The following is an 11,785-nucleotide window of genomic DNA, read 5'->3' on the forward strand; positions in this document are numbered from 1 at the left end:
TACATGTAAGCGAAACCGTACCGGCAGCTTCGCTTACATGTCAACGAGTTGGTAGGTTGGAGTTCATGCAGGAAGAGCCGTGGCAGTTGGCCTGGACCACCTATCGCGCATTGCGCCTGACACTCGACGCCAAGGTCGCGCACGACCTCGAGGCAGAAACCGGACTCTCGATGGCCGACTTCGAGGTGCTCGCCGAGACCGACGGGGTGTTGCGCGACCCGGCGGAGCATTGCGTACGGGTCAACGCGCTCGCCGTACGTATGCGATGGTCCACCAGCCGACTCTCCCGTCAGCTCGGCCGGATGCAGCAGCGAGGCTTGATCACACGGGAGGCCTGCGAGCTGGACGGACGCGGCGACGATGTCGTACTCACAAAGGCTGGCCGCCGGGCAATCGACAAGGCCATGCAGGTACACGCAGCGCTGGTACGCACCCGCTTCGCCGACCTCCTCAGTGACGATCAGGTCGCGACCTTCGCCAACCTCTGCGGACTTCTCCTGGACCGCTCGGCAGCAAGCGGCGACGCGCGGCACAGAACCGCGCGGAAGGGCGTCGCCCCTGGTCAAAGAAGCAGCCCCTGATGCCTGGGTAGGAAAGGCTCCATCGACGGCCACCCGCCGGGGGACCCAGTTCCCTGCCGCGTAATCGGCTTGCGGCTGCTCGACACACATGGCGAGCAGCCGCAAGCCGCTCGGCGCGACCCTTCACCTGTGGGTGCAGGATCAGAGAACCTCAGCGTGCACCCGTTACCGCTTGGGTCGAGCGGCCCGCCTGTTCCAGGCGAGCAGTCCGAACGCCGGCCCGGCGAGCAGGGAGTACGTGCCAGGGCGGTCCGGGGCGAACAGGCGGGGATCGGCAGCGGCCACCAGCAAGGCCGCTTGCATGGTGAACAGCACGCAGGCGAACCACGCCACGGCGACCAGCAGGCGCCGTGGGCGGTGTCGCCCGTCGGCGCGAGCGAGCACGAAGGCGGCGACGGCCAGCCCAGCGGCGACCGCGCTGACGATGACGCCGCCGATGAGGTACTGCGGCCAGGTCGCGTCCGCCTGGGTGAAGAAGCCGACCGTGTAAACGGTCAGATGGGCAATTGCCAGTCCGCTGGCGGAGCCGCCAGCCACGTATCCGGCCCAGTGAGTCGTGTCATTCATGGGTTGTCCTTTACGGTCGGCCGGTTGCCCGGCGTTGGTGGTAGGCGTACGTTGCGGCGCCGAGCGCGACACCCCAGATCGCCCAGAGCGGTGCGGCCAGCCACGCACCCCAGTTGGGCAGGGAGGCCGAGGGGGTGGCCGGTGTCAGCCCGATCGTCATCGCCACAAGTCCCCGGGACAGGGACAATCCGGCGGCCGTGAGCAGGGCGGCGACGATTGTGGCCGGCACCACAGCCAACGCAGGTGGCACCCGGCGGCCGGCCAGCCTGGGCAGCCAGCGAGGGAAGGTCTCGCCCCAGGGCCGCACGAGTCCGACGGTCAGCAGCGCGCCGCCGGTAGCGAGTCCGGCGATGATGGCCTCGGTGATCCTCGCTCCGGTGACGGTATATGGGGCGAGGAACTCCTCGGTCGCGCCGATCGGCAGGCCAAGGGCCCATGCGCAGCGGATCGCCGCGTAGGCGAGTGGGGCGCCGATCGCGAGGGTGACAGCCGTCGCGGACCAGCGAGGTGGCGCCGGTTCCGCACGTGCGGGCCGGGCGGCCCGGGCGGCTATGACGGTGAGTAATGCACCAGCGACACACAGCGCCTGATTCATCACCGGCCAGCGAAGGCCAGTGGTGTTGCCGGTCAAGAGCTGGAACACGGTGAGCAGCAGTCGCGCGTCGGGCACGATCAGCATCGTCAACACGGCCGCGCCCCACGCCAGCCGGGTGACCTGCCGGAGCGGTCGACCCTTGAGCCGGGCCATGGCCAGATGGACCGCAGCGGCGGCGAAGCTGAACGCGGCGATGATCGGCGCGATCCGGTCGGAGTCGACACCGACCAGAAGGGCACCGGCCTGCGCCGCCGGCCGGCGTTCGCCGTACGGCCAACCCGGCCCGCCAGCACTCCACCAGGCTGCGAGTAGGCCGTAGGACAGCCACCAGCCAGCTGCCAAGGCCGCCAACCGGGGGCCGAGGTTCTTCGAAATCGCCATGATTCGACGATGCGGCCTGGCGCATCGGCGGCGGCAGGTGCCGATCGGCACCAACCACGGCCAGTAACGGTCAACAGCGTGCGCTCGGCACGGGTCGGGTCAGGGCCGGCTGTCCTAGTGTTGAGCACATGCAAAGAACCGACAGGTCAGGCGCATGACGGTCAGCGGACCCCTGCAGGGTGCCGCGGCCCCGGTAATGGCGGTGCTTGCCTTTGCCGCAGCCATCGCGTGGTGGCGCGTCAGACCTTGGCCGGTTCAGTGGCCGACCGCTGCGCTGGGCGCACTGTCACTCATCGTCACCGCGCTGTACCTACCCCACGGCGACGGTGGGAGTTACGCCAGCGCCTGGGGTCTACTGGAGGCCGCTGGCCTGCTCGTGCTGATCGTCCTGCTGGTGCGCCGGGCACGGCCGCTCGTCGCGGCGGTGGTGGGCACCCTGACCGGCGCTGCGGTGGCGGCCCTGCTGCTACGCGTCCTGCCGTCCCCGGTCACCACCGACGACCTGATGATGTGCTCGTTCTGGGCGCTGATCGCCGCCGCGGCGGCAGTAGCCGGCCGTTACCTGCGCGCGCAGGACGCAGCACGAATACGTGCAGCGCGCCAGGCCGAGCGGGAACAGCAGTTGGCGCTCGCTGCCGACCTGCACGACTTCGTCGCCCATGAGGTCACCGCCATGCTCTTCCAGGCTCAGGCGGCGAAGCTGCTCGCCGGCAGCGACCCCAGCCATGCCCTGACCGCGCTCGACCGGATCGAGAAAGCAGGCCAACGCGCGCTCGCCAGCCTCGATCGGAGCGTGCACGCGCTGCGGCAGACCGGTGCTCCGCAGTACGGGTTGACCGACCTTCACGAACTCGCGCGGCAGTACTCCGCCGTCGGTCCGGCACCGGTGCACGTGCACGTCGCGGCCGCAGCCGAAGCATGCTCCGGGGATGTCGCCGAGCTCGCCTACCGCATCGTCGTCGAGGCATTGACAAATGTCCGCCGGCACGCGCCCGACGCCACCGCAGTGACCGTCGACATCCAGCCCGCCGCCGACGACGCCGCACTGCGCGTCACGGTCATCAACGACACCTCGCTGGGCACGGCTCACGGAGCGCCGACGAGGCGGTCCGACCCGACTGCCCCCGGTGGCACTGGTATCGCCCGGCTCGCCGAGCGAGTCGGCGCACGAGGCGGCACACTCACCGCCGGACCCACAGAACGACACAGTTGGCGTCTGACCGCCGTCCTTCCCGCCGGTAGGGCGGTCACGTGAGCATCCGCGTCCTGATCGCCGACGACCAGGAGGACCTGCGCAACGGGTACCGGATGGTGATCGACGCGCAGCCGGACATGACAGTGATCGGCGAGGCGTCGGACGGTCGCGCCGCCGTGGACCTCGCCCGCCGGTTGCGACCCGACGTGGTCCTCGCCGACATCCGGATGCCGAAGATGGACGGCCTCGATGTCACACGCATCCTGGCCGGAGCGGACGCCGATCCGAAGTTCCGTGTCGTGGTGGTCACCACCTTCGACCTCGACGAGTACGTTCACGCCGCGCTGCGCAACGGTGCCTGCGGATTCCTGCTCAAGCGCTCCGGACCCACGCTGCTGATCGAGGCGATCCGGGCGGCAGTCGACGGCAACACCCTGATCAGTCCGCAGATCACCGTCCGTCTGCTTCGTCACCTCACCCGGAGCGTCGGAACCGGGTCCAGCACACCGCTCACCGACCGCGAAACGCTGGTAGCTGATCTGGTCGCTCAGGGGCTGACCAATGCTGACATCGCCGCTGAGCTGCACCTCGCTGCGGGCACCGTCAAGAACGTTGTCGCTGTCATCAGCCGAAAGCTCGATGTCCGCAACAGGGTCGGCATCGCGCTCTGGGTCTGGGACAACCGACGCCCTGCACGGTAATCTCGACTCGCCGGCACGGTGACCGTGTTGATACCACCACCTGGTCGCCAACCTGGTGTCGTGGCAGCCACTGGGGTCTGGCTCGCTAACGGCTTCCACCGGGTGCGCGACCGACAGTTGGACCACGTACCGCTTAGCGGCGCGGCCGAGGACCTGTCACAGCGGATCGACGCACAGCGTTGTCGGAGGTTGTGGGTATACCAGGGCGCGGGGCCGGTCCAAGGCGTTGGCGGAGTTAGCCCGTGCCTCGTCACCGCAGACAGCGCGGTTCGCGACGCCTTCGCTGACGGCGGTGATCCGATACGTGGCTGAATCGTCGCAATGGACCTTTGTCGCCCGGCCGGTGGGGAAGTCAATCTGTTGGCGGAAGCAGTCGCCGGCGACGGCATTCAACATGAGGCAGTACATGTGGTTCGATGACCGGCTATACGGCAGGTCGAAGCTCCCGTAGCTGCTGGCGCATCCCTCGAGGGAGTCGGCCACGATCGCAACGCGGTAGGCCGCTTGGGGCGCGGAGCAGTCCACCTGCCGGAAGGAACTGGTCTTCGCACCCTCGCCGGTCGCCTCGAGGCAATCACCCACCCGTACCTGGTCATCGGCGGAGGCGCAGCCTACGGCTACGGCAGCAGCGGCAGTGATCAGGCCGCCGGCAAGTGCAGCCAGGAGCAGGCGCCTGATGGCACGTGTCCGACCAGGACCGGTGGCCGGCGCCGCACCGTCTCCGGACGATCGACAGACCACCGCGACCTCTACTCCACCTCCAGGCACACTTCTCCCCAGCAACATCGCAACCCACGGCCTCTGCCGCTGACCACGTCTCCGCCCTTACTGTCGTCGACTTTCCCGCAGCAGCCTGCCTCGATCCCCCGTCGTGGTACCGCCCCAGATGCCGTCAACCTCTCGGAGAGGCTGGCGGAGGGCCCACTCTCTACAGGGGTCCAGCAGAAGGCAGGTGGAACAGATCGCCTTCGCCCGGGTGATCTGGCGTTTCGCCCCGACTCCCGAGCGTGAGGCTGAGGGAAAGAAAAGGTCGGTGTCATGGCCCCGGCACGCCGGCGTATGCGTGGCGGTGTCGAGCCAGGTGGGCCACTCGCCCAATCCGGTATAGGTAACTGCCATTGCGGTTCTTTCTCGTTGCGTGGTGGACCGGCGGGCCGACGAACTGCGCGCTGCGACCTGGCATGGCCCCGGAGAGACTCAGCCGTCGCTGGGGGTGAGCGGGAGGGTGACCCCGCTGCCTGCCAGGTCGACAGTGACCTGGGTGCCGGTTGGGTATCGGAGGGTGTGCTCGTAGTCGGTTGCCATCACCACCACGGCAATCCGGTGTCCAGCCTTGAAGACGTGGTCACTGGGCTCCAGGTCCCATCGGTAGACGTTGCTGGTTGACGGGTCGACGGGAGTGGTTGTCCGGTCCGAGATGCGGTTACGGACGTCCTGCCAGCCTCTGCTCACCACGTGATACGGCGTTAGCCCACTCTGGTAGGCCCAGCGCGAGCGGCAGCCGCTGTCACCGTCGAGGCTGGGTCCGAAACACCAGCTTTCGGCCGTCGGGGCGAAACCCGTGACCCGCGTGTCAGGCCCGAGGTCGATCAGATAGCCGGTGAGGTACGGCGCCGCGCCGGACAGCCGTGCGCGTACCTGGATCTTGGGGGTACCCGACAGGTGCTGGTCGGTGGCCAGGGGCGGCGAGACGTAGAGCAGACGGCTGTCGTCTCCGCCGGAAAGGTCGCCGAGCTTGTCCGCAGTCGGTCGTTTCGAGGCATCCACGAAGCCCTGCGACCCGGAGCCGGCCCCCTCGCGCGACAGCACGCCCGGCTGCCCGGTGCCGTCTCCAGCCTTGAGTGACATCCGCACCGGCTTCGCGTCCGGCGCCGGCCAGGTCGACTGCGTGCGCCAGACACCCGGCGCGGTTTCCACATCCACCGCGGGTCGCTCGGTGACTCCGTTGTCGATGCCGTACAGCCAGTGGTCGTACCAGGCATGGACCTCGTCCAGCCAGCGCTGCTCCGCGACGTACAACGGGTCATCGTGGCCCGCCTGCATGATCCACGCCTTGCGCGGAATGCGGTGGCGACCAAGCGCCGCCCACTGGTCGGCGAAGTGTTTCGGGGTGACCGACTGGTCGCGCAGCCCGGCGATGAGGAAGGTGGGCGGAAACGCCCGAACGTCGCCCAACGAGTTACGGGCCGCCCAGAACTCGTTGTAGTCGCCAGTCTGGCGATCCATGTCCTGGCTCATCCGGCGGATCTCAGCCTCACACGCGGCGGGATCGCGGCGGCTCACGATCACCTTCGCGGTCATGTCGATGTCGTCACCGGGGAACGTCGGGGAGTGCACCACACCGCCGTTGCGGCGGACCGTGTCGTACCAGTTCGCCACGCCTTGAATGGACACAATGGTCCGCAGCCCCGGAACGCCTGTCGCCGCGGCCATGATCGGCAGGCTGCCTTCGTGGGACTTGCCGGTCATCGCCACGTCACCGGTAGACCAGTCGGCAGTGACCTCACGGCCGTCCTCGGCGTACCCCTTGATGCGTCCTGCCAGGAAGTCGACAACAGCCTTCATACTGCGCTTGTCGTCGGCGTTGCCTATCACCGGGCAGCCGCTGGACGCCCAAGTGCCCAGTGCGGCGACCTTGACCACGGCATAGCCACGCGGGACGAAGTAGTTGTCGTTGTAGACATGTCCCTCAGTCCAGCCCGGCCACGGGCCGGTCGGTGGCTGCCACGACGCCAACTGCGGCTCGTCCACCACATCGTCAGGGTGCCACTGCAGATCCGGGTTGTCCCAGCCGCCACCGTAGTAGGGGCTGGCCTGCACGATCGACGCCACCTTGAGGCCCTGCTCGGTCGGCCTCGGACGGGTGATCCGCATCGCGATCCGGTCGGACTCGCCGTCACCGTCAGTGTCGACAGGTACGTCGATGTACACCACCTCCCGGACCGCGTCGGCGTAGTCGAACACCGGCTGGGTCCGGCCGTCCCGGATCGACAACCCGGAAGACACCACCGTCTCCGAGGCTGCGGCAACGTCAGTCAGGCTCAGTAGTACGGCGGCAGCTCCACACATGACAACTCGCGAAAGATGACTCACGTCAACCACAGCGCTCCCCCGACGTTTACGACTGTCGATTTTCGGGACTTTTCTTGACGATCGGGCGCCTCGACAACGGCCCGAGGCGGGTGTCGAGGCGAAGTGCGTACCTCCCGAGTTCGGCATTCACGAATCGACGCCCGACCGAACACCGCTGCCGAGGTAGGACCCATCGACCACAGCGTGCGACGGCACTCTCCAGTCGATCACTCGATCCTCCTCCGCGTACCGGCCCCGTCCATCCTGGCCGCCCGCGCCTTCATCACGCCTTCATCCTGGCTTCGGCGGCCGTCGGCCTACAGTCGTGCCCCACACGGTCCGCCACCGCGACTCATCAGCGCCGCTCCTCTCCAAGGCCCTGACCACCTCGTGGCCACACGACGTGGTATCGGACGCGGGGCGCAAGACGCCTACTCGGCGCTCAGCCCGGGCAACGCCAGCGCGGTAACAGCCGCCACCTTACGACGTAGCCGATCGACGTCGACTGGAACCGCACCGTGAGTAAGTTCGTCAAGCACCAACCCGTCGATGAGCGCAACGATGAGTTCGGCGCGCTCTTTGTCACCGGTGATGATCGCGGCGAAGGCGACGAAATCGATGGTTACGGCATCGACGGTCTCAGCCATCAGCTGCCTGCTCGGCGGATCCAACTCCAGCAGCAGGCGCGCCCGGCTTCGGGCGCGAGCCGGACCGAGCCAGTGCCTCAAGGTTCTGGTGGTGCCGTCAATCAGGGCATCGGCCTCCATCTCGGACGACAGCGGCCCGACACTGAACCGCTCTATGTCAGCCCTGTCGAGTTCGGCTATGCGTTGCAGGACCGCCGCCAGCAGAGCGCGCCGGGTCGAAAAGTGGTAGCTGCAGGTCCCGGGCGGTAGTCCGGCCTTCTGGTCAACCGCCCGATGCGTGAGGCCACGCAGGCCGTCCTCGCCGATGGCGTCGATGGCAGCGTCGGCAAGCAGCGTCTTGCGATCCTGGTCACTTCTCTCCACGAGGCGATACTACAGATGTAGCATCTACTACATCTGTAGCGTCGAGCTTGGGAGGCACCGTGCGCAGCTCCTTCTACCGGACGGGCGCGTGGTTCTGGATCATCACGGGCCTTGGACACACCGCTGGCGACATCGCGATGCGCATCTCGCCGTCAGATGCCGACCGCGAGTTCGACGCCACCCTGCGCGAACACGTGTTCAGCCTGATGGGGACGCACACCAGCCACTACGACCTGTTCATGGGCTTCAGCCTGGCGATGGGGCTGGCAACGGCGCTTGCCGGCCTGCTGTTTCTCATGTTGGAACGCTTTGCGGCAGAGCCTAGGCAAGTACGTGCAGCCGCGATCGTGGGCCTAGGCACATCATCCGGAATGCTCGCGCTTTCGATAGCTGTGTTTCCGCTGCCGCCCATCGTCTTCTTCACGATCGCCAGCGTGGCCTTTGCGGTAGCAGTCTTCTCGGGCAGAGTTTCGACCAGCCCAGCCCACCGACTCAACGCTGACACCCACAACTAGTGCCTTGACCACGAACGTTGGCCGGGTTGGTTAGGCGGCTCTGGCGGTGGCGGGGTGTCCCCAGCGGTGCTGGCGTTCGCTGCGCACACGTGCGCGTTCACGGCGTTGGGCGGCAAGGACGTCCGGGTGGCGGGCGTTGGCGTTGCGCCAGCGCAGGTAGGCGTGCAGATGCCGGCCCAGAGCGACGTGGTTCGGATGGTCGGATCCGGCGATCACGAAGGTCCGTAGCGGGCCGAAGTGCGCCTCGATCGGGTTGGCCCAGGAGGCATACGTCGGGGTGAAGCACAGCTCGACCTTGTTCCGGGCCGCCCACTGGCGGATCGTGAAGCCCTTGTGCGCGGACAGGTTGTCCAGGATGACGTAAATGGGGGCGCCGTCCGGGCGGGCAGCCCGGATCGACTTCAACGCGGCCAGGGTGTTGCCCGCGGACTTCTGATGCCGGACGACGCCCCACATGGTGTCGTCACCGACGCTGTAGCAGCCGTGGAACTGCCGTACCCCGTGCCACTTGTGGTAGTTCGCCGGCAGCCGGGCCGGGTGGCCCTTGGGCTGCCAGCCGGAGCCGGCCTGCGGACGGATCGTCAGCGGTCCGAACTCGTCGAACGCGAACACCCGCTGCGGAAAGTGCTGGGTGACGTGCTCGATACGGGCCAGCTTCGCTTCCCGCTGCGGGTCGTTCGATTCCTTCCAGGTCTTCGTGCGCTGGAACGTGACCTCGTGTTTGCGCAGCATCTGCCGCAGACGTTCGCGGCCCACCACAACGACCCGGTCCGGGTTGCCGGCGAGATACTCGGTGAGTTTGCGGATACTCCACCTGGTGAACGGGCGCCCGAGTTTCATCGGGCGGGTATTAGCCGTCGCGACGATGAACGCTTCATCGTCATCACTGATCTGGCGGGGACGGCCACCCGCCCACTGAGGGTCCAGGCTGGGCATGCCCATCTCGTTGAACCGGTGGATCACCTGCCGCACGGAGTCCTCGTCGGCCTGCACCAGCCGGGCGATGGCCGGCACCGTGTTCCCACCCGCCGAGGCAAGAACGATCATGGCCCGACGCAGCCGGACCACCGACCCGGTACCGCGCCGCACGAGGCGTTGCAGCCGTTGACCTTCTTGATCACTTAATCGGCGTACTCGAACTGGTTCTGCCACCCGCACAGCCTCAACCGCACTCATCGCCACCATGCGGACCCGGCCCGGTGTGTCACCCAACCCGGTCAACGTTTGTGGTCAAGGCACTAGCCCGTTCCCGGCTGCCGGCCCACCCCGTGTTGATGACGGGGTGGGCCGGCGCGGTCTCGAATCGGCCGCTACTTCACTCCCGCGCGACCGTGTTCATTCAGACGTCGGTACATTCAGCACCAGCATCGACCAGCTGGTCAGATACGGATGCCCCGATGCAGGGCCACGACGCCGCCGCTGAGGTTGCGCCACGCCACCTTGCGCCACCCATTGTTCTGGATACGCGCCGCCAGTCCTTTCTGGTCCGGCCACGCCCGGATAGACTCGGCTAGATAGACGTAGGCGTCGGGGTTACTCGCAACCCCTCTGGCAACTTTCGGCAGCGCACGCATGAGGTAGCCGATATAGGCGGTGCGGAACGGCACCCAGACCGGGTGGCTGAATTCGCACACGAGGAGCCGCCCACCTGGCTTGGTAACCCGGGCCATTTCCCTCAATGCGGCATCCGAATCAGCGATGTTACGCAGAGCCAAGGAGATCGTCGCGGCGTCGAAGGTCTCGTCGGCGAACGGCAGCTTGAGCGCGTCGCCGCCCAGCAGTGGCACCTCCGGACGTTTTGCCTGCCCGACCCGCAACATGCCGATCGACAGATCGACGCCCACGACGTAGGCACCGGACTTGGCCAGGTCGGCAGTTGACACACCGGTGCCGGCGCCCAGGTCGAGGACCCGCTCGCCCGGGTTCAGCCCGAGCGCCCTGCGGGTTTCGCGCCGCCAGAACCGGTCCTGACCCATTGAGATGATCGTGTTGGTGAGGTCGTAACGCTTGGCCACTCCATCAAACATCGCCGCGATCTGTTGCGGCTCCTTGTCCAGCGATGCAGTTGTCACGGGATCGACTCTACCAAAAGACTATTCACTGGCCCGGACGGGCCTACAATGATCCGACGCAAGGTTTCATCCGGGCCGGATTACCCTCGAATCGCCACTTCTGGTCGATATTCCGCCGCCGGCCTTCGGTAGATCTGGAGACATACCGCCGCCCCGACGGGCGGGTCCGGGCTGTCGGCCACCGACTCTCCAACATTGGCGGCAGGGGCCGCGGGGATATGCCCCGGTTGTGCCCGCACCAGCAAATAGTCTCGGCCGCAGAGTGGCCCGGCTTCCTGCGAGTCGGGGCGGCGTTCTGTTCAGCTATGGCGGCCCATTCAACGGGACGACGGCCGGGTGAGTCGAGGTTCCGACGTCAGGGACCGGCGGCCGGCTGACGGTCGGTGGGTCAACCGATCCGCTGGCTCAGGGACACGATGATCCCTTCGGGTCCGCGCACGTACGCCATGCGCCACTGATCCTCGTACTGACCCACACCGCCGACCAGGCCGTACCCGTCCGCGGCCAGACGGTCAAGGGCCGTTTGCAGGTCGTCGACCTCGAAGGCGACGTTGCGTAGTCCCAGTTCGGTCGACATCGCCGTCGGCGACCCGGGCTCGTGGTCTGGCCAGACGAAGCTCGACAACTCCAAGCCGGTGCCTCCACCGGGTGGACGCAGCATGACGATCTCACTGCGGGAGTCGGGGATGCCGATGACCGTGTCGACGAACTCGCCCTCCATGAACATCCGACCCTCGACCACAAAGCCCAGGCCGACGAAGAACGCCGTCGCCTTGTCGAGGTCGGCGACGGTGATGCCGACATGGTCGAACCGCTTTACTTGTGACATGATCTGCTCTCCGTGTTTCTGGCTTTCGGCCTGAACTAGACCGTTTGTTGGGCACTGCCGCTTCAGGTCTGGTAGCGCAGGAACACCACGCCGTTGTGGAATGAACTGGCTTCGAGCAGTTTGAGCTCTCGCCGGTCCTCGAATACTTGGGTGCCTTTGTCGCGTGACGCCGGGCAGACCAGCATCCGCACTTCGTCGACAACACCAGCGTGCAGCAGAGTGTGCATGAGCTGCAGGCTCCCCCACAGCCAGATGTCCTTGCCGCTC

The 11,785-nt window shown here is 67.0% G+C and carries 14 protein-coding genes; 4 read left to right on the forward strand and 10 right to left on the reverse strand.

Annotated elements, in window-relative coordinates; translation table 11 throughout:
• Positions 1-65: 65 nt before the first annotated feature.
• Positions 66-581, forward strand: a complete 516-nt coding sequence (locus Van01_RS25890; RefSeq protein WP_204012831.1) for a MarR family winged helix-turn-helix transcriptional regulator — start codon at positions 66-68, stop codon at positions 579-581.
• 165 nt (positions 582-746) lie between these two features.
• Here the strand turns inward: Van01_RS25890 and Van01_RS25895 are convergent, their stop codons facing one another.
• Complete coding sequence (locus Van01_RS25895) at positions 747-1,148, reverse strand: hypothetical protein (protein WP_204012834.1); 402 nt, start codon at positions 1,146-1,148, stop codon at positions 747-749.
• 10 nt (positions 1,149-1,158) lie between these two features.
• The gene (locus Van01_RS25900; protein ID WP_204012836.1) at positions 1,159-2,124 is read right to left on the reverse strand and encodes a hypothetical protein; all 966 of its coding nucleotides are present in this window, start codon (positions 2,122-2,124) and stop codon (positions 1,159-1,161) included.
• A gap of 154 nt (positions 2,125-2,278) precedes the next feature.
• Between Van01_RS25900 and Van01_RS25905 the strand changes: the two genes are divergently transcribed.
• Together Van01_RS25905 and Van01_RS25910 are read left to right on the forward strand one after the other, a co-directional pair.
• Entirely contained in the window at positions 2,279-3,379 is a 1,101-nt protein-coding gene (locus tag Van01_RS25905; RefSeq protein ID WP_204012839.1) for a sensor histidine kinase, read from the forward strand.
• The gene (locus Van01_RS25910) at positions 3,376-4,020 is read left to right on the forward strand and encodes a response regulator (RefSeq protein WP_204012841.1); all 645 of its coding nucleotides are present in this window, start codon (positions 3,376-3,378) and stop codon (positions 4,018-4,020) included. The genes Van01_RS25905 and Van01_RS25910 overlap by 4 nt, the downstream gene beginning before the upstream one ends.
• A gap of 156 nt (positions 4,021-4,176) precedes the next feature.
• Here Van01_RS25910 and Van01_RS33935 read toward each other — a convergent pair whose 3' ends face one another.
• The 4 genes from Van01_RS33935 to Van01_RS25925 form a co-directional block, all read right to left on the reverse strand.
• The gene (locus Van01_RS33935) at positions 4,177-4,806 is read right to left on the reverse strand and encodes an LppU/SCO3897 family protein (RefSeq protein WP_444543478.1); all 630 of its coding nucleotides are present in this window, start codon (positions 4,804-4,806) and stop codon (positions 4,177-4,179) included.
• Between the two features lie 39 nt (positions 4,807-4,845).
• Complete coding sequence (locus Van01_RS33840) at positions 4,846-5,139, reverse strand: WhiB family transcriptional regulator (protein WP_204012843.1); 294 nt, start codon at positions 5,137-5,139, stop codon at positions 4,846-4,848.
• A gap of 78 nt (positions 5,140-5,217) precedes the next feature.
• Positions 5,218-7,026, reverse strand: coding sequence for a CocE/NonD family hydrolase (locus Van01_RS25920; RefSeq protein WP_204012845.1), 1,809 nt, complete (start codon positions 7,024-7,026; stop codon positions 5,218-5,220).
• 497 nt (positions 7,027-7,523) lie between these two features.
• The gene (locus Van01_RS25925) at positions 7,524-8,102 is read right to left on the reverse strand and encodes a TetR/AcrR family transcriptional regulator (RefSeq protein WP_204012847.1); all 579 of its coding nucleotides are present in this window, start codon (positions 8,100-8,102) and stop codon (positions 7,524-7,526) included.
• Positions 8,103-8,161: 59 nt separating this feature from the next.
• Here Van01_RS25925 and Van01_RS25930 point away from each other — a divergent pair, with 59 nt between their 5' ends.
• The gene (locus Van01_RS25930) at positions 8,162-8,617 is read left to right on the forward strand and encodes an LIC_13387 family protein (protein ID WP_204012850.1); all 456 of its coding nucleotides are present in this window, start codon (positions 8,162-8,164) and stop codon (positions 8,615-8,617) included.
• Between the two features lie 30 nt (positions 8,618-8,647).
• On the opposite strand, the gene Van01_RS25935 is transcribed toward Van01_RS25930, so the two are convergent.
• From Van01_RS25935 to Van01_RS25950, 4 genes are all read right to left on the reverse strand, one after another.
• Positions 8,648-9,769: an IS630 family transposase gene (locus Van01_RS25935; RefSeq protein WP_239099301.1), complete on the reverse strand. Its 1,122-nt coding sequence runs from the start codon at positions 9,767-9,769 to the stop codon at positions 8,648-8,650.
• Positions 9,770-9,996: 227 nt separating this feature from the next.
• On the reverse strand, positions 9,997-10,689 hold the full coding sequence (locus Van01_RS25940) for a demethylmenaquinone methyltransferase (RefSeq protein ID WP_204012853.1): 693 nt from the start codon (positions 10,687-10,689) through the stop codon (positions 9,997-9,999).
• Between the two features lie 388 nt (positions 10,690-11,077).
• Positions 11,078-11,518 carry a VOC family protein gene (locus tag Van01_RS25945; protein ID WP_204012855.1) on the reverse strand — a complete coding sequence of 147 codons (441 nt, stop codon included), beginning with the start codon at positions 11,516-11,518 and terminating at the stop codon, positions 11,078-11,080.
• A gap of 62 nt (positions 11,519-11,580) precedes the next feature.
• The coding region (locus Van01_RS25950; RefSeq protein WP_204012857.1) for a dihydrofolate reductase family protein at positions 11,581-11,785 on the reverse strand (205 nt) is incomplete at its 5' end.

Source organism: Micromonospora andamanensis, from assembly GCF_016863495.1.
Classification (GTDB): Bacteria; Actinomycetota; Actinomycetes; order Mycobacteriales; family Micromonosporaceae; genus Micromonospora; species Micromonospora andamanensis.